The sequence below is a fragment of the Brevibacillus choshinensis genome (assembly GCF_001420695.1).
In the GTDB taxonomy this organism is placed as follows: domain Bacteria; phylum Bacillota; class Bacilli; order Brevibacillales; family Brevibacillaceae; genus Brevibacillus; species Brevibacillus choshinensis.
In genome coordinates, this window is record NZ_LJJB01000007.1 from 2,003,959 (window position 1) to 2,029,661 (window position 25,703).

General features: G+C 46.4%; 22 protein-coding genes and 1 pseudogene. 2 read left to right on the plus strand and 21 right to left on the minus strand.

Annotated elements, in window-relative coordinates:
• Positions 1-177 precede the first annotated feature (177 nt).
• Both AN963_RS09435 and AN963_RS09440 read left to right on the plus strand, forming a co-directional pair.
• A complete protein-coding gene (locus tag AN963_RS09435; RefSeq protein WP_055744220.1) occupies positions 178-1,482 on the plus strand; it encodes an aminotransferase class I/II-fold pyridoxal phosphate-dependent enzyme in 1,305 nt (434 codons plus the stop codon).
• Positions 1,483-1,593: 111 nt separating this feature from the next.
• Positions 1,594-2,183, plus strand: a pseudogene (locus tag AN963_RS09440) (helix-turn-helix domain-containing protein); the annotation flags it as partial.
• Between the two features lie 38 nt (positions 2,184-2,221).
• Here the strand turns inward: AN963_RS09440 and AN963_RS09445 are convergent.
• The 21 genes from AN963_RS09445 to dacB all read right to left on the minus strand — a co-directional run bounded on the left by AN963_RS09445 (position 2,222) and on the right by dacB (position 25,548).
• Positions 2,222-3,106: an IS3 family transposase gene (locus tag AN963_RS09445; protein WP_330218809.1), complete on the minus strand. Its 885-nt coding sequence runs from the start codon at positions 3,104-3,106 to the stop codon at positions 2,222-2,224.
• Complete coding sequence (locus AN963_RS09450; RefSeq protein WP_055742789.1) at positions 3,052-3,372, minus strand: helix-turn-helix domain-containing protein; 321 nt, start codon at positions 3,370-3,372, stop codon at positions 3,052-3,054. The genes AN963_RS09445 and AN963_RS09450 overlap by 55 nt, the downstream gene beginning before the upstream one ends.
• A 121-nt stretch (positions 3,373-3,493) precedes the next feature.
• Positions 3,494-4,663, minus strand: a complete 1,170-nt coding sequence (locus AN963_RS09455) for an acyltransferase (RefSeq protein ID WP_055744221.1) — start codon at positions 4,661-4,663, stop codon at positions 3,494-3,496.
• A 138-nt stretch (positions 4,664-4,801) separates the two neighbouring features.
• Entirely contained in the window at positions 4,802-5,926 is a 1,125-nt protein-coding gene (locus AN963_RS09460) for a GerAB/ArcD/ProY family transporter (RefSeq protein WP_055744222.1), read from the minus strand.
• Positions 5,927-5,948: 22 nt separating this feature from the next.
• Positions 5,949-6,179, minus strand: a complete 231-nt coding sequence (locus AN963_RS09465; RefSeq protein ID WP_055744223.1) for a hypothetical protein — start codon at positions 6,177-6,179, stop codon at positions 5,949-5,951.
• Positions 6,176-7,354, minus strand: coding sequence for a Ger(x)C family spore germination protein (locus AN963_RS09470; protein ID WP_236707912.1), 1,179 nt, complete (start codon positions 7,352-7,354; stop codon positions 6,176-6,178). The genes AN963_RS09465 and AN963_RS09470 overlap by 4 nt, the downstream gene beginning before the upstream one ends.
• Positions 7,348-8,052: a YqjF family protein gene (locus AN963_RS09475; RefSeq protein WP_083496852.1), complete on the minus strand. Its 705-nt coding sequence runs from the start codon at positions 8,050-8,052 to the stop codon at positions 7,348-7,350. Before AN963_RS09475 ends, AN963_RS09470 begins: the two co-directional genes overlap by 7 nt.
• A 95-nt stretch (positions 8,053-8,147) precedes the next feature.
• Positions 8,148-9,560: an FMN-binding glutamate synthase family protein gene (locus AN963_RS09480; RefSeq protein ID WP_055744226.1), complete on the minus strand. Its 1,413-nt coding sequence runs from the start codon at positions 9,558-9,560 to the stop codon at positions 8,148-8,150.
• 87 nt (positions 9,561-9,647) lie between these two features.
• A complete protein-coding gene (locus AN963_RS09485) occupies positions 9,648-10,832 on the minus strand; it encodes a Ger(x)C family spore germination protein (RefSeq protein WP_236707913.1) in 1,185 nt (394 codons plus the stop codon).
• Positions 10,829-11,935 carry a GerAB/ArcD/ProY family transporter gene (locus AN963_RS09490; RefSeq protein ID WP_055744227.1) on the minus strand — a complete coding sequence of 369 codons (1,107 nt, stop codon included), beginning with the start codon at positions 11,933-11,935 and terminating at the stop codon, positions 10,829-10,831. Before AN963_RS09490 ends, AN963_RS09485 begins: the two co-directional genes overlap by 4 nt.
• A gap of 21 nt (positions 11,936-11,956) precedes the next feature.
• Positions 11,957-13,057, minus strand: a complete 1,101-nt coding sequence (locus AN963_RS09495; RefSeq protein ID WP_055744228.1) for a GerAB/ArcD/ProY family transporter — start codon at positions 13,055-13,057, stop codon at positions 11,957-11,959.
• A 20-nt stretch (positions 13,058-13,077) separates the two neighbouring features.
• Complete coding sequence (locus tag AN963_RS09500; RefSeq protein ID WP_055744229.1) at positions 13,078-13,296, minus strand: hypothetical protein; 219 nt, start codon at positions 13,294-13,296, stop codon at positions 13,078-13,080.
• Positions 13,293-14,858, minus strand: coding sequence for a spore germination protein (locus AN963_RS09505; RefSeq protein WP_055744230.1), 1,566 nt, complete (start codon positions 14,856-14,858; stop codon positions 13,293-13,295). The genes AN963_RS09500 and AN963_RS09505 overlap by 4 nt, the downstream gene beginning before the upstream one ends.
• A gap of 144 nt (positions 14,859-15,002) precedes the next feature.
• A complete protein-coding gene (locus tag AN963_RS09510; RefSeq protein WP_055744231.1) occupies positions 15,003-16,220 on the minus strand; it encodes a DUF418 domain-containing protein in 1,218 nt (405 codons plus the stop codon).
• Between the two features lie 259 nt (positions 16,221-16,479).
• Positions 16,480-17,442, minus strand: a complete 963-nt coding sequence (locus AN963_RS09515) for a DMT family transporter (protein WP_236707914.1) — start codon at positions 17,440-17,442, stop codon at positions 16,480-16,482.
• Between the two features lie 291 nt (positions 17,443-17,733).
• On the minus strand, positions 17,734-19,068 hold the full coding sequence (brnQ, locus tag AN963_RS09520; RefSeq protein ID WP_055744232.1) for a branched-chain amino acid transport system II carrier protein: 1,335 nt from the start codon (positions 19,066-19,068) through the stop codon (positions 17,734-17,736).
• Between the two features lie 93 nt (positions 19,069-19,161).
• Positions 19,162-19,989, minus strand: coding sequence for an alpha/beta fold hydrolase (locus AN963_RS09525; protein ID WP_055744233.1), 828 nt, complete (start codon positions 19,987-19,989; stop codon positions 19,162-19,164).
• Between the two features lie 164 nt (positions 19,990-20,153).
• Positions 20,154-20,888 carry a YheC/YheD family protein gene (locus tag AN963_RS09530; RefSeq protein WP_269084391.1) on the minus strand — a complete coding sequence of 245 codons (735 nt, stop codon included), beginning with the start codon at positions 20,886-20,888 and terminating at the stop codon, positions 20,154-20,156.
• Positions 20,885-21,277, minus strand: a complete 393-nt coding sequence (gene panD, locus AN963_RS09535) for an aspartate 1-decarboxylase (RefSeq protein ID WP_055744235.1) — start codon at positions 21,275-21,277, stop codon at positions 20,885-20,887. Before panD ends, AN963_RS09530 begins: the two co-directional genes overlap by 4 nt.
• A gap of 82 nt (positions 21,278-21,359) precedes the next feature.
• Positions 21,360-22,424: an Ldh family oxidoreductase gene (locus AN963_RS09540; RefSeq protein ID WP_055744236.1), complete on the minus strand. Its 1,065-nt coding sequence runs from the start codon at positions 22,422-22,424 to the stop codon at positions 21,360-21,362.
• A gap of 241 nt (positions 22,425-22,665) precedes the next feature.
• Positions 22,666-25,548: a D-alanyl-D-alanine carboxypeptidase/D-alanyl-D-alanine endopeptidase gene (dacB, locus tag AN963_RS09545; RefSeq protein WP_055744237.1), complete on the minus strand. Its 2,883-nt coding sequence runs from the start codon at positions 25,546-25,548 to the stop codon at positions 22,666-22,668.
• Between the last annotated feature and the right edge of the window lie 155 nt (positions 25,549-25,703).

The window sequence follows — 25,703 nt, forward strand, 5'->3', positions numbered from 1 at the left end:
AATCCCTCCCGCACATATTCTCCAACGATTTCACCGTAGCAAAGCCATTTTAATCTGTCAAAGGAATTCCATGCAAATATCTGAAAAATCCTCCCCAGCAAGGGTGACAAATGCATGTATATGCGCTATCTTTATTGGTAAACGATACAGATGTTCCACCAGAAGAGGGAGGCTACCATGCACGCTATAGCAGCACAGCTGAATGACACGATTCAGCGGGAAAATCCACATGTATACGAAATGTTGTCCAATCTGGCAAAGCTGATCTATTTCCCTAAAGAAGGGATTCTCAGCCAATCTGCCGAGGCAAAAGCAAAAGCGAAAAAATACAACGCAACCATCGGTATTGCTTTGGAAAACGGTCAACCTATGCATCTCAAGGTGATTCAGGATCATCTGTCTGCTTTCCAACCAAAAGACATCTACGAGTACGCTCCACCAGCAGGTAAGCCTGAGCTGCGTGCGGCTTGGCGTAAAAAAATGATCGAGGAACAACCTTCGCTCGCTTCTCAATCGTTTAGCAACCCGATTGTGACCAACGCATTGACTCACGGGCTGAGCATCGTTGCCGATTTGTTTGCCGACATTGGTGATAGCGTCATCATCCCGGATAAAAACTGGGAGAACTATGAATTGACCTTCTCCATTCGCCGCGGTGCGGAAATGGTTTATTATCCGTTGTACAATAATGAAATGAAATTTAACGCTGCCGGACTCCGTGAAGCTATTCTGGCACAAAAAGATAAGGGAAAAGCCATCGTCGTCCTGAATTTCCCCAACAACCCGACTGGCTATACACCAGGTCCTGAGGAAGGCAAAGAAATCCTCGCTGCCCTCAAAGCAGGTGCCGATGCTGGCATCAACATCGTGGCTGTCACCGATGATGCCTACTTTGGATTGTTCTTTGAAGACTCGATGCAAGAATCCTTGTTTGCCAACCTTTGCAACCTTCACCCACGTGTGCTCCCAGTAAAAGTAGACGGGGCAACAAAAGAAGAATACGTTTGGGGCTTCCGCGTAGGATTCATCACCTATGCTGATCCATCCAGCGACCTGCTCAGCGCTTTGGAGCAAAAAACGTTGGGAATCATTCGTGCCACTATTTCTAGCGGTGCTCATCCTTCCCAAACATTTGTCCTGCATGCGCTCCAATCACCAGAATTCCATGCGCAAAAACAGGAGAAATTCGATATCATGAAAGGCCGCGCGAATCGCGTCAAACAGCTACTGGACAGCGGCAAGTTCGACGATGCATGGGGCTACTACCCATTCAACTCCGGATATTTCATGTGCCTAAAGCTCAAAACCGTAGATGCGGAGACGCTGCGCAACCATCTGCTCGATCAGTACGGAGTAGGTACAATCGCTCTCGGTGAGACCGATCTTCGCATTGCCTTCTCTTGCATCGAGGAAAGCGGGATCGACGAGCTGTTCGACCTGATTCACAGCGGTGTGAAGGACTTGGAGAAAGTAACCAAGTAAAAAAGCTTGTAACAGATTTCTTGATAATAATCAAAACCAGTCTTACACTCGTTTCTGACTGAAATGCACCCCAATTGTTAGACACACCTAACAATTGGAGGTGCATTTTATATGGCCAAATTTTCTCCAGAAGATAAATTATCCGCGGTTTTTCGTTGGAGAGACGGCAAAGAAACTCATGCTTCCATTGCTGCGTCTATTGGTGCAACCAAAGCTATGATTGGAGTTTGGGTGATGCAATACGAGCAAAATGGCGCGGAAGCGTTTAGAAAGTCCTATACAAGCTACACAGCTCCGTTTAAACTGGACGTACTCAATTATATGAATACCCACGGGACGTCTCCGAATGCAACTGCCGCCATTTTTCAAATTCCCTCTCCCGCTTTAATCCGAAAATGGAGGATTCAATTTCATTCATGCGGAATAGACGCCCTTATTCCAAAGAAAAAGGGGCGTCCAACGATGAAAAAGGGAAACAAGAATGTAACACCTGTTGAAGGATCAGTCGAGGCATTACAGCAAGAAGTAGAGCGTTTACGTATGGAGAATGCTTATTTAAAAAAGTTGAATGCCTTAGTTCAAAGCAAGGAAAAATTACAAACCAAGACAAAGCGCAAGTAGTGTTTGAACTAAGGACTGAATTCCCCATTAAAGCGCTACTCCAATTGGCGGGAATACCACGGAGTTCCTATTATTACTTCNTGGTCAAGACCCCATTTAGTGGACACTAAAAAAAGAGCTAAGCAGCAAGCTGGCGCCGGTACTCAATCGGCGTCAGCTTGTTTAATTTTCTTTGTGGCCTCGTAGAGTTGTAAAAATGGATATATTCCTCAATTCTCCTTTGTGCCTCGTCTACTGTTCGGATATCATAAGGGTAGAGCGCTTCCGTTTTGAGATGCGAGAAGAAGCTCTCCATAGAGGCATTGTCGTAACAATTGCCTCGGCGTGACATGCTGATTTGGGCTCCAACCTTTGGCAGCATGTCGTGATACGCATAGGACGTGTACTGGAATCCCTGATCGCTGTGAACGATCAGTCCAGACATGTCCTCTTTATTTTGAAAGGCTTTCTTGAAAGTCTGCAAAACAAGATCATTGTCATTGCGCTGCGCTAGATGGTAGGCCACGATTTCGTTATTAAACAAATCCTTGACGGCAGACAGGTACAACCATGTATCTCCGATACGATATTGGGTTACGTCAGTAACCCACTTTTGATTCGGTAAGTTGGCATGAAATTTCCGTTGCAATAAGTTTTCAACTACACGTGTCCCTATAGAAGAAGCATAGTTGCATCGATGTTTACGGCGTACTCGGGAGCGTAGTCCCATCTCTTGCATGAGGCGTAGGACCTTTTTGTGGTTAACCCATATCTTGTAGTCTTGAAGTAGAAAGAGCTGCGTTTGACGATATCCGTATTTCCCATCATATTTGCTATAGATCTTTTGAATGAACTCCTTAATTACAAGGTCTTTGTCTTGTGAACTCCGCTTTCTGTAAGCATAGAATCCACTTCTAGAGACCCCGAATAGCTTACATAACTCTGTTACATGGTACCACTCAGTCAATTTCACGATGGCATTGTACTTCTCTTGGACACCTCCCGCATCCAAATTTGTAAACACTTTTTTAGCATCGAATTCTCCCTCTCTAATTTTTGGACATATCGATTTTGATCCATGTATTCGTCACGTCGACCTCTCTGATCCAATAAGCCGAATTCACCCAACTGCTTGAACTTCTTTGTCCATGTAGTGACTCGGCCTCTGTCTGGGATCCCTAGATGTTCCATTATCTTTCGATTAGACCATCCTTCCTCCATGTACAAGCGAATTGCTTCCATCTTGATTTCATGACTATAATTCGTAAACTTTTGCCCCATTTTTGCCATAACGAAAAACACCCCCTATAGGAATCATCGGTTTAAAACACTCGTGTTTTTTCCAATGTCCACTATAAGGGGTGCACTTCACCGCCAGAACGCTTTTTTCTATAGTACGAATCATTTTTGCTCAACCGGCATGTGGCAATTCTTTTTGTTGCCCTAGATCCGCTTTTCTTTTTTTCTCAGCAGCACCTACCAGCCATGCGCCAAATGGCAATCTCCCAAGTCCATACGAGATAGCAAATGACAGGAGTGAACACAATAGAAAGGCAACGAAGCTGCCTAGCAGACTCGTGTGGAAGATCTGTAAGGCAGTTAGCCCTTTCATCAAATAGGTAAGCACCAGAGCATGAATCAAATACGCCCCATACGAGTACTTACCAAGCAGCGCAAACCATTTGCTCCCCTTCCACTTCCCGATCCAAAGAGCCAGAAAGTACACCAACAGCAATTGCGCTACTGTATAGAGAAACATGGAAGGCTTCAAGGAAGTAGCCACATTTAGATTGATCATTCCATGGCCAGAGTCTCGGAAAAGCTCGTAACCGATATACCCATACAAGAGGACAAAGCCTGCACTAATCCACAGCCACTGGCGTTTGACCGTCTGACGAAACTGTGCCAAAGTGACAGCAGCCAATCCGCCCATCAGAAAGTAAAAGAAGTAATAGAAGGCGTTGCGATCGCGATACTTGATCCAGTACGTATCCAGCCAAGCCACATCAAAGCGAAAGCCGTGTGTCGGAATATAACGAGCGGAAAACCAGACGAGACAGCCATACAGGAGTCCAATAAAACCGATTGAAATGACTACGCGGGTCTGATTGCTGGCAAAATCACGTACTGCCCGAAAAACCCGTTGCCATAGCGGATACAGAAGATAAAACTGAAAGATCATCACGACGAACCAGAGATGGTAAGATGCTGTACCTGTCATGATACTTTTGAAAATGACCCACACGGTTTCTCCTTCTGCTCGCCACGGCTTGGGCTGTAAGGCCAGGTAGACGGCAGACCATATACCGTATGGAACCAGAATCTCCATTACTCTTTTTCGAATAAATGAAGGATAGTGAATGCGCTCATAGTAGTTGTAAAACAATACAAGCCCTGTCATAAAGATAAAAGCAGGGACTGCAAATTTCAGTAAATGAAACAGCATGCCGTAAATGATTGCAGTCTGCTCGTCTACTCCTGGTTTTCTCATATAAACGCCAATGACGTGTTGATAGACAACGGCTAGAAAAGCAAAGGAGCGAATCAGATCTAGTTCGGTGATTCGTTCTTTTCGGGTCATTTCAAAGATTCCAAACCTTTCCAAATTTATTTGATTTTAGTGTCCTTCTCATATTACCTTCCATCATACTACTCGACAAGTCTACCACAAAAGAAAAACCGATGCGCGAGAGGCACCGGCTCCTTTCAAATGGTCTATTTATTTTGGCGTGGGCGTGTTCATTGCCTTGGAGGAATATGACTTTTTGCCAAATCTCCATCGAGCGATCAACCACAAGAAAAGAGGTACAAACGTGAAAATGGTAGTGCTCTGATAACCTACAATGGACTGAATGTTAGTAGAGAGCTGAGAAAGATTCGGAGCGGTCCAAAAACTGAAGACGACCAGCAAAAAACCGAGCGGGAGGACAACAGGCCGATAGTCATCCAAACGCAGAAACTGTGCAGTGCCAAGAGCAAGAGCGTAAAAAAACACAGAGATCTTGATGAATGCCCCTGTCACCCAGGTCGCTATCACAACTGAATCGATATTTTCAAAGAAATCTGCGTAGCTAATCATCTGTATAGCTGTGTAAAACGAATAGGTCATTAAAGATACTTCCCCTCCCAAGACGAGTAACGTCGACAAGTTAATCATTGTTAAAGCTAGCATCGCAGAAACAACCGTGATCAAGCCCGTACGCATTCCCTGTTCTTGGTCGACGTTAAAGGGTAACAGAAACGAAAACAAGATCACTTCGCTAAACCAGCCTTGTGGGGTAAAAGCCCCTTTAATAATCGGAATGACGCCATGCTCGAGCATGGGAAGCATATGATCGAATTTCATCGAGGGAATCATGAGGATCAAGAGCGTAGCGTAGAGGATTACCACGATCGGGACGAAGACTTGTGCTGTGCGAGCTAATACTTCTACCCCTGATTTTACTGTAATTGCACATAGGAGAACGATACTTCCGATGACGGCCACTAAAGGCGTATCAAAAAGAAAAGAACCAACGATAAATTCTCCATATTGTCGAATGATATTTCCATTGGTGTAAAGCAAGTTAAAGAGGACGAGGAACCCGCATACTTTACCAAAAAATGTTCCAACGATTCGTGTACTGTACTGCACGATGCTTTCGCCAAGGAACAGCTTGTGCAGCTGAAATACGAGATAGACCGTGAGAAAGCCCGTCAGAGAGGCAATCATCGGGGAAATCCACATGTCTCGATCTGCTTGTCTGGAGGTTATAGCAGGGACGAGCAAATCTGCTGTCGCCACTATGACTGGAAACACCATGATCCCCATCTGAGCCGCAGATATGTACGGTTTTTCTTTCATTCCTGATCACCCTGCTGTTCTGTCATTTGGTTTTCAGAAAAGTAGATAAAGGGTCAAACATTTTCAAGAAGACTTGCGTTGCACCTGGCAAATATGGATCATGAACGAGAAGGATGGCAATTACCCATCCCGTTACCAGTAGTGCAGTATAGGCAACTTTTGTCTTCCAGTGACTCACACGTAGAGACGACCATTCATACCAGGTCATCATCGCCACTATAAAGGAAATTCCAAGAATGCCTCCCCACTTCATTTTTCCTTCACCTCGGATTCAGGTATACCCGCTGGGATTGTGGCTAACCCAGGCCGTTTAATAAACGCTGACACTTCCATGTCGACTTCGATGGTTGGAAACACTTCTTCCCATCGGTCTTTCACTTGCGCAAATTCCTTCGGGTATTTGCGATGAAATTGAGTGGCAAAGCCGAATATGTCTGCCTTTAACTCATGCTGTGCCTGGTGTAGCGTTCCTTTTATGCGAGCTTCGATGTCCTTCCCCAAAGCGACTTGCATGATGTGCATCAATGCGGGGTTCACAAGATTTAGATTGGTGCCATTTTGGATTAAATCACCTTCCGTTTCTACCTTGACAAGCATTTTCCATTTTCCGTTTTCAATGACTGGGAAAAGCTTGGTAGTCTCACGGATTGGATGCAACGATACGAATCCCTTCACATTTTTTGCCTTTACGGTCACTGTAGTAGAGGCGATTTCATTGCGCACCCACATCACGCCTCGCGTCGCACGTTCCGTAAGTTGTCCGATCATCTTCCCCTCTTTAAACACGGCACTTCCAAACAGATAAGGAATGCCCTCAAGCGGTGATTTGGAGTCCTCAGGTGGCAATAAGTCTATGATGGGAAGAATTGCTGCCTTGGAAGAGCTCATGAGCATTTTTAACAACTGAACGAGAGTCACTTCCATCCCCACGTGAAGACCGGATAATTCATGGACGACGACCGCCGAGTATCGCTCTAGATCAGGGGTTACTTTCAGCAATTCCACTGCTTTTCCTTTGCTTACATACATGAAAGCACGATTTCTTGGCTCAGGGTGTCGCGCCAAATAATCCACCAGTTCCTTGATTCCTTCCTTTGCCAAATCTTCGCCGTAGATGTACGCCTTACAATGGCCCCAGAAAATCATCCGAGGAATTTTCATTTGGATTTTGGACATGGCGTCAGCAATATTTTCTCCCTTCGCCGTTCGCACGAGTGTCATGCTTTTTAACCCACCACCCTGCATCGCACCACCACCGCTCAGCGCCCGAGGTATGAAGACTTGAATGGAGAGCTCAATATCCTTGTTTTCCGCCTTGTCGATCGCAGCAGCCGTCACAATGGCTACATCGTTTACCTCTACCCGGTCCCAGCAACCGCTGAGTACAAGACTACACGTGGCAACCAACAGAAAATAGCGCTTTACCACACCACACATCCTTCCTCTCTGACCTCTTGGATCGGCCATACGATACTTTGCACTCCACGAGAATACAAGGTAAGGGAAGGGGGAGCTTCCAGGGAAAACTGTTTTTCCGTCAATGTATTTTCTCGAATTTGAACAGTAGCGTTTTGCAATTGCCACGGCATGTGATACACATTCGCCCCGTAAATCCTCTTCGTTTTTGTGCATTCACAAAAAAGCGTATATCGCTCTGTCAGCCAATATTCCAAAGTCCCCTGCTGTGCGTAAAAGACATCCGAACAGGACTGGTAAGCAGCCGAAAATCGTTCCGTCTGATCGGTGCTTTTCACCCTTCTCGAATCTATTTCGATTCCGCCTTTACACTTCTGAAAGTTCATCGACGCCTCGAAATAGGGTAACCGGTACCATTTCCTCGCAATCGCTGTGATCCAGGGATTCGAAGCATCTAGCGACAAAAAGTAGATCCCCGATCTCCCTCCGACTTTGACGTAGGTCCGCACATTTATTTCGGGAAACGTAGTAGTGAAAGGAACTGGTGGCAGACAGCGAAGGCGTACACCCGACATCATGAAAGGGATGATCGTTATCCACCCACTTCCCTCGTACGTATCTATCTCGAGTGCATCCGGAACCATGGAACGAATCACAGCAGGTGGTATCGCCCAATGAGCAAACAACAGATGCTCCCACGTCTGCGTCATGATCCATCCTCTATGGTTTGCACGATTCTTGATTGAATGGATTATCGGATTGATAGGAATCCCTCCTTCATGCGTCCGTCTATTCAAGCCTCTCCTCAATCCGTTCCCTTTGGCTGAAAAGCAAGAGGAACATGCGTAACCTTACTCGTTATTTCGTCGAGTGCTATCAAATCATCTATCGTTACCTCTTTCAAAGACGTTTTACCTAAGGCGAGAATAGCGATCTCAAATTCCTCTGCGAAGGAGAAAAAAAAGTTCGCCAAATACGTTGCGGCCAATTCTGGATCGAACTGATCTTTCATACTGCCTGGGTACCAGGTAAGCTGGGTGGGTGGCTCCCAAGGAATCGCCTTTGTGACCTGATCATGTGTCATAGCCCACACAATGGCTGTTCCCATGAAAATGCCATCTGCACCTAGAGCCAAAGCTTTTAAGCACTCTCCAGGTGTCGCATACCCGCCACCAGACAAGAGCGTAATTCGATCCTTTACCCCTCGCTCTTTTAAATAGCGTACGGCACGTGATAGAGCGTAGATAGTAGGTAAGCCAAAGTCGTCTTCCAAAATGGGCGGACTCCCCTTAGTACCAGCCTGTCCTCCATCAATACTGATGAAGTCTACCCCTGCCTGAATCGCAATCTCCATATCTGCCTCTAAAACGGCAGACGCACATATTTTGACTCCAATCGGCACTCCATCTGTGATCGTACGCAGTTTATCTACTAGCTTTGGAAGATCCTCTGCACGCTGGACGTCTGGATGAATAGAAGGAATGACAACAAATTCTTGCCCCTCCACCCCCATAATCTGACTGGCTCGGCCTTTGATGTACTCAGCAGGAATAAAACTGGCCGCCCCTGCAGAAGCTCCTTGTCCAAAATGAATCTCGATTGCATCTGCTTGCCTCAACGTCTCAGGTTCTTTCGCCCACTTCCCGGAGCTATACTGGATGATCAGATGCTTGGCATATTGTCTCTCTTCTGGCAATAAAGGACCTTCCCCCGTGTTGGTGACTGTTCCTGCGGCGGCGGTCCCTTTCGCAATCGCGATCTTTACTTTCTCGCTGACGCCGATCCCATATCCCATTGCTCCTGACATGATCGGCATATCCAATGTCAAAGGTTTCTTCGCCATAGGACCAATCGTTATGCTCAGGTCCACTTCTGCATCTTCGGGTGCCGGAAATACTGCGAGTTGGGCAGGTGAAAAAATGAGCCCATCGAAGGTAAGAAATTTTCGCGAGCTGCCAAATGGACGTTCAATCACTTGTCCCGACGCTGCCCTCAGGCTGTTTTCTAGCACGATCTGCGGATTGATTTTTTTCATAGCAGATATCATTTCAAACACATTCTCTGGATAACGATCATCCATCAAACGCTTCATGAATCGACTCAACAGCCATTGCGTTGCTGGACGGAATAAGAAAAACATCACAACTCCGATACACAAACTCGCAAGAATGGTTCCTACGAAAGAGCCAATCAGGAAGGGAAGCCATTTTCCATTCATGTGTTACTCCCCCTTTGCATCCGTTCTTGGATCTACCTTCCTTTTTAGACTGCCCAAATTTGGAAATGTGAACCCCATTCCTGTGTGTTAATGGTTTTTCACTTCAGCTTGTGGAATTCCGGCTGGAGCAGATATCAACCCCGGACGTCGAACATTTACGTTGATATCTGATTTCACCTCGATTTGCGGAAAGATTTCATCCCAATGATCTTTTGCTTGTTCCCATTCTTTGGGATACTTGCGATGAAAAGCGGCAGCGAAATTGACCACGTCTGCTTTCATTTTGTGCTGCAAAATATGCATGGCCATTTGCATCCTCTCATCAATGTCATCCCTCACGGCTTTTTGCAGCATAGCCAGGTATTCCGGGTTCATCAAATTTAGCTTCGTTCCGTTTTCCACTACATCTCCTTCTGTATCCACTTTCACCACCATCGACCATTTGCCATTCTCGATGGATGGGATCAGCTTCGTTTTCGTCCGAGACGGACTGACGGATATGATTCCTTTTTCGTTTTTTATTTTGACTGTGATTGCGGCTTTTTGCATTTCATCGCGTAGCCATAATAGTCCGCGTGTCGCTGTTGTGGGAATCGATCCGATCATTTTGTCGCGTTTCAGAATAGCCGTACCCACCATGACTGCTTTATTCTGATTATCTTCCGGCTTTTCTATTTTTTTTCCGTCCTCAATCATCGGAATGGCAACTGCTTCCGCTTCCCCTCTCAGCATGTTTCGGTAATCGACCAATGTCACAGCCATCGTGATATGCAGATTGGCATATTCGCGGAGTGATTCCGCAGTGGACCGCTCCAATACAGGAGTGATCGAGAGCATATCAAGTGCTTTTCCTTTCGAGACGTACAAAAACGAGCGATTGCGTGGTTCCGGATGGCGAACGAGAAAGTCGATGTGATCAGCCAGACCATGCCTGGCCGCCTCTTCTCCGAATAAATACACTTTACAATGTCCCCAAAAGATTTGCCTTGGAATCTTGGCTTGGAGCTTGGACATCGCATCTGCAATATTAACGCCTTCGCTGCTACGCATCATCGTCAGTTTTCCTTGGCCACCACCTACACTACCTCCTCCGGCACCGCCTCCACCCAATGCACGTGGAATGAATACCTGCACCCCGAGCAAGACACTATTCTTGCTAGATTTGTCCACAGAAGCAGCAGTGACAATCGCTAAATCATTAATTTCCGTGCGATCCCAGCAACCAGTCAGTAGTACGGAACAGATTCCGATCATGAGCCATTTGATCCTCAACCGGAATCAACCCCTTTGGTGCTGCTTCGTTTTCTCGCCAAGACGGATATGAGCAAAAGCATGCCCGGTATCACCACGAAAAAGGAGGTCAAGTAGAAAGGAATCGATTGGGTATTCCATTCGCCTACGGTAGTGAAATCAGGTATCCCCCAAAAGCTGAATAGGACTGTCAACCATCCAATAGGAAGTACAGCCTGCTGATAACTGGCGAGCTTTAACCATTGTGCAGTACCCAGCGAAGTCACGTACAAAAAAATCGTAACTTTAACGAACACACCAATCACCCAAATCGCCATGACACCTGACTCCAGATTTTCAAAAAAGTCAGCGATGCTGATATACCTAGCCGTATCCATAACGGGAAAAATAAGCGTCGTCGTCACTTCACCCATTAAAAACCAAGTCGACAAATTGGCGACGACCATAGTCAGCATGCAAGCGAAGACTGTAATCAGCCCAGCTTTTTTAGCCTTTTGAGAATCATTCAGGAATGGAAGTAAGAAGGAAAGAAGAAACGCTTCACAGAACCAACCTTGAGGAATAATCGCCCCCTTCAAAGTTGGCATCAAACCATTTTCCAAGATCGGAAAAATATTTTGTGGTTCCATATCCTTTACTACTAACAAGATCATCAGAAAAAACGGGATGACAAAGAGAGGAAAAAAAACCTGAGCCGCTCGTGCGATCACTTCTATACCCCCCCTGACTGTATAGGCACACACCATGAGCAGGATCATACTCAAGATACTAATTGGCGTATCTTTTAAAAATAACGAAATAAATTCCGCGTACTCTCTGACAATAAACCCATTGATCTGAAGGAGGATGAAGAGATACAAAAAGCCGACCACTTTTCCTGGCAGGTTCCCTATGATCTCGACACTTTGCTGGATAATACTTTGATTGGGAAAGCGATTGTGCAGTTGATAAGCAATCAGAACAGCTACAATCCCCATGATCGATGCCCAGATCGGAGACAGCCAGAGATCGTTCAATGCACGCTTTCCCATGATGCTTGGCCCTGCTACCATGGCGGTAGACATGATGAGCGGATACAAAATCATCGATGCCTGGGTAGCTGATATTTTCCCCTGCTCGAGCATGTCTCTCCCTCCTCGTGTACATCAACGATCCAGCTTGACGCTTTGTTTTCTTTTACGCAAAGCACCTACAATTAAGAGAAGCAAAGGTAGTACTGTCTGAATGCACGGACCGTAAAAAGGAAAAGCATACGTATCAAAATAAAGCCCTGCATTAAAATCGGGGTACGACCAAAAGCTGAACAGTCCGATCAAAAATCCAAAGGGTAAAACCAGCGAGCGATATTCACTTACGCGTAACCACTGACTAGCACCGATGACAGTCACGTAATAAAAAACCGTGATTTTCACAAACATGCCCAAAATCCAGATCGCCATGACCAAGGACTCCATGTTCTCAAAAAATTCCGCGACGCTAATATACCGAAACGCAACCATGACGGGAAAAAGAAAATCACCCACCTGTCTTCCTAGGACAAACAGAATGAACAAGTTGATAATTGTCAGTAGCATCATGACCCCGAATACGCTCCAAAGACCCGAACGCATCCCTTTTTCATGGTTGGCGACATAAGGCAAAAAGAAAGACATCACAAACATTTCACTAAACCACCCACCAGGTACTAACGCCCCTTTTAAAGAAGGCACCACGCCATGCTCTAGCACGGGAAATAAATAGTCTAGCTTCATATCACTTAGTAAGAGCGGCATGAAAAAGACCGGGATTAAAAAAAACGGAAAAAACACCTGCGCTGTCCTACCAACAACTTCGACGCCTCCAATAACAGCGAAGGCGCAAACAATGATCATGCTGGCTACAACCGCGCTGATCGGCGTCTTATGGAGAAAATTCACGACAATAAACTCTGCATAGCTGCGAACAATGAACCCTGTAATGTGAAGATAGAATAAGATAATGACGAGACTGACCAGCTTTCCAGACAAGCGCCCTAATATTTCTTCGCTATATTGGACGACTGTTTGTTTGGGGTACATTTTGTGCAATTGAAACGCGATGAAGACGGTAATGACCCCCATCAAGGATGCCCAGATGGGAGAGAGCCAAAGGTCATTCTTGGCATACTTTCCCGTTATCCCTGGGATCCACATCACACCTGAAGCCACGACAGCCAGGAACAGCAGCATGCCCAGTTGAGAGGCAGATATTTTCCCCTTCTCCAGCATCTTTTCACCCCCCCTGTTGATTACTCTAAGACGATCCCAAAAGGTTTAAAGAGAGCTTGTACCAACGTTGTAGGACCGGGGACGTTGGGTAAGTCAAACATTGAGAGGACCCATGCCATAAAGACAAGCGTGAGAAAGACCACCTTGTCCTTTTTCGGTAGTTTCTTCACTCTGGGCCACTCGTACAAAATCAAAAGGACAGCCAACACTGTCATGGTTACGATGACTCCCCACTTCATGACGACTCACCTCCATTTGAAGGACCCGGTTTCATCCCAGGCGCTTGTCTGTATTTATTCGGCTCACCTGTCAAATTCGGGCGCGTATCCATCATCCACCAAGGTGCTCGTACGAGAGTATCTTTCAGCTCTTGCACTTTTAATGGTCCTACTGGACTTAAGTAAGGGACGCCCAGAGATCGCAAGGCACACAAATGAACAACCGCAACAATAATGCCAAGCATGATTCCTAATAATCCCAGCGTGCCTGCGAGCAACATCATCGGAAAACGCAGCAATCGTATCGATATTCCCGCGATGTAATGAGGAATCATAAAAGAGGCAATGCCTGTGATTGCAACTACGATGACCATGGGAGCTGATACAAGTCCTGCCTGTACGGCTGCCTGTCCGATGACTAACGCTCCCACGATACTGACGGCTGCCCCTACTTGCTTCGGCAAACGGACACCCGCTTCTCGTAAAGCCTCAAACGTAACTTCCATAATCATCGCTTCCACGAGAGCCGGGAAAGGTACCGCTTCACGAGAAGAAGCCATACTGATCAAAAGAGACGTAGGCACCATTTCATGATGGTACGTGATGAGCGCAACGTACAAAGAGGGAAGGACAAACGAGATCACGGTAAAAAAATAGCGAAGCCAGCGAATCGCGGTACTGGCAATCGAGCGTTGGTAATAATCCTCACTCGATTGGAGCAGAGAAAATAAGGTCGTGGGCGCAATGAGGACGAAAGGCGTGCCATCTACAATGATTGCAATACGACCTTCGAGCAAATTCCCACAGACGACATCCGGGCGCTCTGTACTCAAGATTTGTGGAAACGGAGAAGAGGGTTGGTCCTCAATCATTTCTTCGATATAGCCACTTTCCAAGATCCCGTCGATCACAATGCGGTCCAATCGGGAATTTACTTCTGTGACTAAGGATGGTTCGGCCAGTCCTTCGATGTAGGCTACAATGATGTATGTCTTTGTAAAACCCCCAATCTGCTTGCGCTCCATTTTTAGAGCTGGTGACTTGATCAAACGACGCAACAAGGAAGTATTCACGCTGATGGATTCCGTAAAGCCTTCCCGCGGTCCACGAACGACTCCCTCTGCCACCGGTTCTTCCACAGCCCTTTTTTCCCACTTGGGTAGACCGATTGAGATCGCTGACTCCTGTTGATCAATTAATAAAACAGGGAAACCGCAAGAGATTGACTCCACACAAGCTTCCAAGGTGTTGATCTCTTGCCATTTCGACACAGGAATGGCCTTTTGCAAAAAATCGTTCGTGCTCATTTCGTTGTTGCCTCTACCAACCATGAGCGGGGCCAAAACTCTCGCATCCACCTCCTCGATGTTCGCTAATCCATCAATGTAAATCAGGAGGGCTGGTGTCGATCCAAAAATAAGAAACGACCGAAAGACGATATCCGAGCAATTCGTATATAACGAGCGGAGCAGCTCCTCCGTATGCGCCAGGTTTTTATCGAGTAAGGTTTGCGAAGGTGCTTGCTGTTGTTGATTCACTTTGCTCTTGTTTGATCTCCACCATTTTCGAGCGTTTCCAGCCATGCGCCTCCCCCCCTTTTTCTTGCCTATCCAAGATACGGAAATTTTGCCCAACGAGTACCACTTTTATCCACTAACAAGAGAGGGATACAGCTGGACACAAAAAAACGCCCGATGAGCCGGACGTTTTACTCCTTCTTCCTTTTCTTATGTTCTAGTGCGTTCCATTCGTTTCATTGGCATAAAGGAGGCGTAAGTGAAACAGCGCCACACCCATTCTGCTGGTCCATAGCGATAGCGAGACAGCCACCATTTGCTGGCCACGATTTGCAAAGGAAAGACGATCAGACAAATCAACAAACCAACTCCCATACTTGCCTCACCGTATAGATGAAACACGCGCGCGATCGTGACTGAAATCAGCGTCTGCCCTAAGTAGTTGGTCAATGCCATCCTCCCAACAGGTTCGAGATGCTTGAGGGTGTTGCGCCCGCGTCTGGTTTCGTACAAGAGCAGCAGCGAACAAATGTAAAAGGCACATAAAACCAAACCGCTCCATCCCACAAAAACTTGTACCGCTATCGATGCAGGAGCAGGAAAACGCACGATCCCGTACTGCAAGAGTGGCACCATCACGACGAGAACACTACTGACGACAAGCATGAACCACCACAGACGTTTTGCAAAAGTTACATATCGATGTGTCTGATGGAATACTCCACGTCTCGCCAGATAGAGTCCGAACAAAAAGAGAGGCAAGACTGACCAGATGGCAAACCATTCATTCGAGATCAGCAATGGAAGCTCGTTCGTTAGCCGAAAAAACATCCATTCCGTCCAATTACCGAAGTTGTAGACCTCATTCGCCCGATGGACAAGCTCGGGTGAAGCATGGGTCACAGAGTTTGTAGGATCTTCTGGAATAAGTAGCGTCAAAGCATAGAGAGTTTGCAGACTGATCAACAAGGTCCAAGCCCACCTGAGTACGGCTTGATCACTCGCCCGATAATAGAAAAGCAGGAAAAATCCTGTCAATGCGTAGGTATGCAAGATATCGCCATACCACAAAAAGAAAAGATGAGCGCACCCAAAAAACAAGAGCGCGATCAGTCTGCGTACGTACAAAGGTCGAATGGAGCTTCCCTTTAGTTCAGCTCGGCTCATAAACAAATAGAAGCCCGCCCCAAACAAAATCGAGAAAATCGTGTAAAACTTCGTCTGAACAAGCATGTTGAAAACAAGACGTATCCATTCATCCAAGAGCGAATGCTCAACAGGTAATCCATTTTCGGGAAGAAATAAGGCCGGCTGCAAGAACGTTGGCATATTGACCAAAAAGATCCCGAATAAAGCGAAGCCGCGAATCGCGTCCAGTTGATGAATTCGATCTCCCTCTGAAACAGGAGCTGCATTCACAGTTGTCATTCTATTCTCCTTCTCAATCTCAATAGATGTCTATCGTGTTGAATTCCTGGTGGCGCGTAAACCGTAAATAGGGTATCACGGGCTTGTACTCGAATGCTTGTGCGAGAATCAGAACCGTTTAACATACTGGCGATAACCGATTCTTGATCGGCAAGGAAAATATCGAATCGATTCGAGTTGAAGCAAGACATGACAGGTTATCCGATTGTTTATTATAGATTGTGACGTCATTTCGAATGAGTACCATTTTAGTCATCTCCTATTTTTGGATCAGCAGTTCTCTGTCTGCTAGCTCTCTTCTTGTGATTGAAGGTTGCTCACGACCGATCAACACCATTCCTAGGATCACCAAAAGCCCCCCTGACCATTGCTGCCATCCAGCGTGTTCACCCAACAACCAGACGGATAATAGGAGCGCACTGAACGGCATCATGCCTGACAAAGCTGCAGCCGTTGATACGTGACACCTTTTTATTCCAGCATACCAAAAAATGAAAGCTAGCGCTGTGACAAACGGTCCATACCAAATCAGGGTGAGCCATTCTTTCCACCCAATGATGGAGAGCGAGTAAATGGGTTGTTCGAAAATCGCAGGGATCAAGCAAAGTATCAAAGCAATCGCAGATACCAGTGTAGTTTGCACAACCGGATGAGTAGACTCTTTCTCTGCGATTACAGAAGCTACTGCTCCACTACGAGAGAAAACATTAAACAAGGATTCACTCACCGCAGCCAAGAGGACAAGAACATTCCCCACAGTATGACTCAGTGAAAAGCGGTCACCAAATAAAAATACGTCTTGGATCAGAAGAATGCCTGCTACTGTACTGACAATCCCCATGAGCTTTGTTCGATCCATCGTTTCTTTCAGCAAAACTGTAGCGAGCAGAACGGTCACGGCTGGTGTAGCACCTGTTAAAATGCCTGCCTCCGCTGCGCTTGTTTTATCAAGACCGTAAAGCAAAAACATCCGAAACAAAAAGACACCAAATAACGCCTGATAGGTCAGTACGATCCATTCTTTTGCGGATAACAAACGGATGGTTCGCATGAGTTTTTTGCCACTCAATGGCAACAAGCATAGGAGCGCCAATAATAAGCTCACTGCGGAAATCGTAAATGTCCCGAGACTGCTTTGAAAAAAACGCGCTGCAATCACAGAAGAACCCGCGAACGAAAAAGCGCAAAATAGGTAAACCATTCCTTTGAATCGTTCCAACACCAAACATCCCTCCATATGAACGCAAGCGCTCACTTACTGGAAAATCATGCTACAATCATAGAAAATATGCTGGTACGGATAAAGAACCAGTTCAACTTGAATTCAGGGGAACCAGTTGGAGGACTTTACATAGGGAATGGAAAACGTTTTGATCAGACGTTTCGGCCATCTGGAACCGGATGAGATACGGAAAAGTATACGCTATATAAAAACGTCAGATAATCAAAAACAGCCAGTGGCACACACTTCACGCTCATGTGGCCACTGGCTGTTATAAAGATAAACAAGTATTCAAGATGAACTCCCTTTTTTGTAAATCGAAGCAGTCTTTCTCCCGAAGTCAAGTAACATCCCTGCGCAACCAGCTAACAAGGCAGGCATGATCCATCCTGCTCCCTCCGCCTGAAAAGGCAAGAAATGGAGCCAAGAATTCCATGCTTGTCCAACGAAGGTGCTGTTGATCATATCCACTACGCCAAAGAGAGCGACGATCGAAACGGTCGTGGCATATACGCTTGAAGTTGCAGGAAGTAGCCTTCCCAGTAACGCCAGGCCAATCAGCACAATTGCAATCGGATAGATGGCACCCAGAATCGGGACAGAAACGCTCAATATCTGCGTCAGACCCAGATTGGCGATCCCCATACTCAACAGACAAAGAATCGTTACCCACACTCGGTAGGATAGACTTCCAAACAATCCTTGAAAATATTGACTGCAAGAGGTTACCAGCCCGATCGATACACACAAGCAAGCAACAGTAAAAACAATGCCAAGAATGACTGTGCCGCTTTCACCGAATAAATGATACATCAGACTCGTCAAGATTTGGGCCCCATTATCAGCTTCCCCTAGAAAAGCGCTCTTGGAACCGAGCATACCCAAAATTACGTAAATGACTGTTAACAAGATACCGGCACCCAAGCCAGCTTTAATCATATATGTCGATAATGACTTGTTGTCACTAACCCCTTTACTTCGCAGCGTATTGGCGATCACGATGCCAAACACAAGCGCTGCCAGTGCATCCATCGTTAAATACCCATCCAAAAATCCTTGAAGTATAGGATGTGTGGCATACTTTTCGACCGGTTCCGTAAGTGGTCCCATAGGCGTGATCAAGCTTTTAAGAAAGATCAGGGCGATTAAGGTTAGCAAGGTAGGCGTCAACCATTTTCCAAAGCGATCTACCAGCTTCGAGGGTGATAAGCTGAGCCAAAAAACGATACTAAAAAACAAGACCGTATAAAGAAAAAGACTGAGTGGTGAAGTCACCCACGATTCGGGCAAAAACGGTGCCATCCCCATCTCAAATGCCAGACTGCCCGCCCGGGGAATGGCTAGCCCAGGACCGATTGAAACATAGATCAGAAACGGGAAAATCAGGGCAAAGAGTGGATGCACCCGGCTCGCCAAATCGTGAAATGTTCCTGCCTTTGCAATAGCCACTACCCCTAAAATCGGTAGCCCGACAGCAGACAATATAAAACCGGTCAGAGAGACCCATACACTTATCCCTGCAGATTGTCCTAAAAATGGAGGGAAGATGAGATTGCCCGCACCAAAAAACATGGAAAATAACATAAAACTAATCCAGATTACTTCTCGCTTTGCTAGCTGTATCATTAACGATCATACATCCTCCCATCATAATGAGAGGCATTCTATCAGTTTTCCATGACGGATTCTAGTCAAACAGTCATATTCGCAATTGCAAAATCATTGTATGTTTTCATTTTCAACTACACGATTCAACCATTCATCCACGAGCGCTGTAAATAAGCCACTTTGTTCTGTCTGTAGATTGTGTCCAGCCCGATCGAGAACAGCAAAGCTGGCACGCGGATAGTGCTCTAACAATGACCACACATCTTGATACCCGGTAACATGATCCTGCCTACCCGTCAGGAACAGCACAGGCTTTTCAAACGGCACTGGTTCCTTATCCCATTCAAAGGAGAAAGCGTACCGTTCACTTATTTTCCGTAAAAAGACAGAATCGGCTGCATTCAACCCTGGTAAGATTTCTTTTTCAAACCGCTCCCAATTGTATTGATCCTGCACGACCGATAAAGGTGTAAACCTGCTTTGTTGTTCAGGCGTCAGCGTAGATAGAAATTCCTTGTTCTGAGCAATCACGGCAGGTTGTGGCAATACACGTTTGGATACAGCCGCTTCCACAAGTGAACAGATAAACAGCATCCCTGCCACTCTCTCTTTATGTCTAGAAGCAATTGCTCTAGCCAAATATCCCCCGTACGATTCTCCCGCTACCAAATAAGGTCCTACTGGAATCATTTTTTCAATGAACCGCTCCACTACATCCAGCATCTGATCAGAGCCTTGAATCCATTCTTCCCCTTTGGTCTGTCCCATTCCCGGCAAATCCAAGTAGATCCGGCGCCACCCAGGTTGATTCTCAAATACAGGCTCCATACAACCTGACATCAAGCGATGGTCAGGAGTAAATCCATGAATCATGACAACTGGGAAGCCTTCTCCATATGTCTCATAATAGACCGAAGCGTTACCTAGATCACAAAACATGCAAACACCTCCGAATGAGAACAATTGTTCTCTTTTTCTTTTTTCTTATTCTATCTAATCTAACAGAAAAAGGAAAGCATTTTTCCGTATACATTTCTCTTTTTTCCAATCAAAAAAACCACCTGTTCACGTACGAGTAGTGTACGGCAAGTGGTCAATGTCCGTTAACGTTTTTGCATGGCGATAATTCGGCGGTAAAAGGTCTGATCCTTCAATTGCCGAAACAGTGAAAGAGAGGGGCGAAAGTTTGCCTCAATGATCCACGGTTTCCCTTCTACATCAATGCCTAGATCCAAGCCAATCCCTCTCAAGGTGGGATACGCCTTGCCCAAAGCATTCGCCGCCGCCAATGCGACTTGACTGATCTCTTCTTGCAAATTACTAGGAGCTGTTACGGTTGACAAACGAATAGCAGTTTGTAACGGTAGGATTTTTCCTCTGCTTCGCTCTACATTTGTCACGACAAAACCCGGCCCCGCTAATTTGGCTACCCAACCCGTAACGATCCAGGGTGATTTTTTGCCCGCTCGCTGAACCATGACTCGAACGTCAAACGGTCTTCCATCGATCCTCCCCAGAGGAATGAGTGGCTGCAGTAGGTATGGTTTTGGTCGGAATAGCGACTTGACGTACGCGACGGTCTTTGCTCGGCCATGCACGATTCGCTTGGTACTACCAGCATGAACGAGATAACGGTCCTCCCCTTTATCTGTGAGCTGAATGATGCCTGCCCCTCCTCCGCCACCTGAAGGCTTCAGCATGACTTTTTCGTAATCCTCCACGTATTCCCACAACTTTTCAGGAGTAAACGGCCTGGTGGCTGGCAAGTAATCACGCAAGTACTCGTGCTTTACCATGTGCTGATGTTTACTCCATTTCCCAACATTTGGCGGTTTTATGTTGTTGTCTCCCCATTCGTAATAAGATGATGCTCTTCTATTTTGGTGATGCTGTTATGTTCGTCAACAAAAACAACTCGCGGAACCAGTTTGTTCGTTTCTTCTTCATCATACATCCCCATGCTGAGGATGATGACCAAATCACCCGGCTGAAACAAATGAGCTGGCGGCCCGTTCAAGCAGATCTTACCAGTCCCTTCTGGAGCAGGTAATGCGTAGGTCTTCCAACGGGTAGCATTACGCAAGCTGGTTACTTGCACAATTTCATACGGCATAATATCCGCTGCTTTTAATAAAAGGGCATCGATCGTGATACTGCCCACATAGTCAAGTTCTGCCTGGGTCACCGTCGCACGATGAATTTTACCTTTGCACATATGTCGTTGCATGAGCAAACCTTCCTTTCCAAACCGATGACACCAGTCTATGTGGGAACGGCTGTCCGTGAAACCAGGAAGGAATCGTTTCTGTTCAGCTTCCGATTCGCGCTTTTCCCCAATCTACCCCGTAGGTGATACACGCCTGCTCAAGCTCCTGTGCAATTCCAGGAGATAATGATACTCCATGGACTCGCTGTTCACTCATTTTCCTATTCTCGATCTCACCTGGGATCATGATTTCATCGATTCCGGCTTTTTTCGGAACCGATTTGATCTCACGAATATACTCGTCCATCCTGCTTTGAAAAACAGGGAGCGGCCAGAATCGTTGGACATCGATCGTGAGAAAAACGTGACCAATATTTTGAGGGTGTGTCCAGTTCTCATACAGGCTTTGAACTCCGGGACCACAAGCGGCGCCAGTCAACAGTCCGCAAAGAACATCGATGAACATGGCGAGTCCGTAGCCTTTTGCTCCTCCAATGGGTAGTAATGAACCAAGCAAGGCACGCTCTGGATCAGTGGTAGGGATGCCATCCTGATCAATGGCCCAATCTGCAGGTATCGGTTCCCCTTTTTTGGCCGCTAGCGCAATTTTCCCACGGGCAACCACGCTAGTCGCCATATCAAGCAAAAAAGGCAACTCTTTACCAGCTGGAATGCCAATAGCCATGGGATTTGTTCCCAAAAAAGGGCGGATGCCTCCTGTAGGAGCCATCGACTCTGGAGCGTTGGACAAGACCAGTAAAATTTGATCTTGTTCGATAGCACGCTCGGCATAAAATGAGCAAGTCCCAAAATGATTGGAATGACGTACTCCTACAAATCCAATGCCCGCTTGTTTTGCAAGTGAAATGGCTTGTTCTAGTGCAACCTTGCCAACCACTGCACCCAGATGATTTTTGCCATCGATTAGTGCTGTCGCTCCTTCTTGCTTTACCATTTCTGGTTCTTGATCTAGCTCGATGACTTTTGCCTCGATCCGTTTCATATAGATAGGCAATCGTGATAATCCGTGTGATTCGATCCCTCGCAAATCTGCGTGAATAAGCGATTGGGCAACTGTACGAGCATGATGCTCTGATACCCCGACACGTGTAAACAATTCAGTGGCTACTTCCTCCAACCGCATACAATCATATCGTAATGGATTCAATATTTTGTCTACCCTCCCCGTCTTCATGCAGATGTTCGTGCCAGAAACCATCTGGATATAGATATGATGGCTTTTTATGCACCGACACAGGCATTGGCCCAACACGTATCTATTCAGATATTTGCGCAGGTGCTTAGCGAAGACGATGAAATGATTGGGGAGCGGCTACGCGTATTTTTTAACACAAAGAAAACTGGACATCCAGCTCGTAGCTGATCGTCCAGTTTTCTATTTTCTTCGACTATTCCATGGAAGCGAGAATCGTAGCAATCTCATCCTGCAAATCGGTCATTACCTCGCTATCAATGGCATAACCGTTTACGATGATGGAGAATACTAGTTTTTCTCCACTTTTCGTAGTGATATAACCTGACAAACTGTTTACTCCCGTCATAGAACCTGTTTTTCCATGCAGATTATTCTCAGCTGGCGTTTCCTTCAATCGATTTTTCAGCGTACCATCGACACCTGCGATGGGCAGAGATTCATCAAAAGCGGCAAAAGCTCCTGACTTTGTCATCCCCTCTAGTGCGGAGGCGATATGACGAGCAGAAATCAGGTTGTAACGAGTCAGCCCTGATCCATCGATCATGTCGAAATTCGTGTTGCCTCCCATCGACGCGATATCATCCTGTACTACCTCTGCACCCGCTGAAGCACTTCCTTCGCCTTTTTTCACACCTCCCAGTGTCTTCAACAGCATTTCTGCGTAAAAATTGTCACTGCGCTTATTCAGATAGTTCACGATATCCCGAAGCGGCAAGGACGTGAATTCGTTCCATTTCACCGCAGACACAGGAACATTGCCAATCGTAATGGAGCTTTTCGGCGCGAAGCTTACTCCTTCTTTTACGAGGGCTTCTTTTAATACCGCACCTGCGTACTTGGCCGGTTCTTCTACCGGAACACGCTCATAATCACCTTCTTGATCGACTGGAAGGTTTCCCGTCAGTCGAATCGTATTGGTACCGCGGTTCCTCTGAATGGCAAACGTATTCTCTTGACCCGCTTCGACTGTTTGCGCTTCATTTATTATTTGTACATAAGATGTTTTCGGCAGCAGATTCCATTTGACACGATCTCCTGCTTTTTTCGCCGGTTCATACTCCACCATGACCGTCCCGCGATTAAGCGCCAATGCACCTAATGTAGGATTATAGTAATAGCTCTCATCATCCCAAGCCCAGCCCAGACCCAGACGTTGTTGGTCGAAATAGCTCTCGTCCAGAACCAGATTGCCATTCACTCGCTTGAGTCCCTGCTCTTTCAACCATGCTGCGATCTGCTCGATCGAGACACCGTCTTGTACTTGCAAGGCATCTTCCGTATGAAGCGTTGGGTCTCCATACCCTTTTACGTACATGTTGCCATTTTGGACACCGTTTTGTGCGATCGGGGTATCGCCATACAGTTCTGTTTTGAACGTGTATTCTGTTCCCAGCTGATTAAACGCAGCTGCCGTCGTCAACAGCTTGAGATTGGAAGCTGGAGTTAGTAAGGAATCAGCGTCGTGCTCATACAGCACCTCTCCCCCGAGCGTTTTAACAATGATACCAGTCGTCAGGCCATCGGCTTCAGGCTTGTCGAGGATGGGATCGATCAGCCCAGAGAGCTGGTATGTTTGGAGTTGTTCCGGAGTATAACCAGCTGGAAAAAGATTCTCTGGATAGGTAGCTAATTGGATGGCGATAAAGTCCTGCAATTCTCTGGCGTATTTGGATTTGTAGATTCCGTTGACGATGATGGAAAAAGCGAGCTTGTGACCGTTTTTTGCTGTCACGAAACCAGACAAGCTGTTTACGCCTCCCATTGAACCTGTTTTGGCGATGACGTTTTTTTCGGCAGCTGTACCTTTCAACCGACTTTTCAACGTACCGTCCACACCGGCGATGGGAAGGGTGGCTTCCAGCACTTCACGATAGTCTTGATCTTGCAGAAAAACGAGTAGTTTTACCATTTGCTCTGCGGTTATGAGATCAAATCGGGAAAGACCAGACCCATCCACCTGCGCATAGCCCGATTCAATTCCTGCTCGCTTCAGCACATCGGCGACTACCTCTGTCCCTGCTTCAAAGCTACCTTGCCCTTTTTGTGTCGCACCCAACGTTTTGAGAAGCATTTCGGCATAGAAATTGTCACTTTCCTTGTTCAGCTCCACCATGACCTCACTCAAAGGTTTCGATAGATGAGTATGCAAGGGTACGCCTGTTTTTACTATTGTCTTCTTTACCTCGGTCTTCGGTTTGAGCTCGATCCCTGCCTCGGTTACCTTCTGTTTCCATACGTCTCCGACGAACAGTGCCGGATCTTCCATGGTCACATCCTCTTGATAGTCAGATGATTTGACCCCGATGGTCCCCGACAGGATGATTTCGTTTTTTCCCCGTGGGCGTTCTACCGTTATGACAGTATCACTGCCGTCAACTGTCTTTACCTTATTGGTCAGTGTAAGCGTGGTATTGGCTGGCTCAATTTTGAGTTTGGCGGTATCCCCAGTCTTTAGTCCAGGCTTCGTCGTGACGGTAGCGAAGTTTTTATGTACAGCGAGGGCGCTCAACTGGGCACTATATCCGTAGGGCTCGTCGTCCCACATCCAGCTCGTCCCCAACCGAGTATCATCGAAGTAACTTTCGTCCAGTAGCAGATCGCCATTCACTTGCTTGATCCCCTGGGCCTTGATCGCTGTAGCCAACTCCTGCAAATCCTCTGGTGACAAACTTGGATCCCCATATCCTTTTAGCAACAAATTCCCTTGCAAGATTCCACCCGGATTCACTTTTCCGTCTATGTATACTTCTGTCTTCCATTGATACCCTGGACCGAGCCGATCGAGAGCGGAAATCGTCGTAAATAGCTTGATGTTCGAGGCCGGTATGTAATTCCTCTTTTCGTTATGAGTGTAGACGTACTTTTTGTCCGTCAAATCATACACCGCGATACCTGCATATAAGCCCATACTCTCTTGATTCTTTTGCAGATCACTCAGGTATTTTTCTACATTCGCAGACAGCGAGCTTACTGGTGTCGTTTCTCCTTGGGCAAAAGCAGGTACTGCGGCCACCTGGAGCACGAGCAAAAGCAAGAGAAGCCAAGGTAACATTCGTCTGACAAACAGATGATTCATAAGATCCTCCTCGTCCTAGTCTCTGTCTTCTCGAGTCAATCTAGCAGTACCCACCCATGATAGCATGGAATGGTTATTTTCGGAATATTACCATAATACTAAAAGTTAAAATCTGGATACCCGTTCTATGCGTGATCATACTAAGGGACAGTACA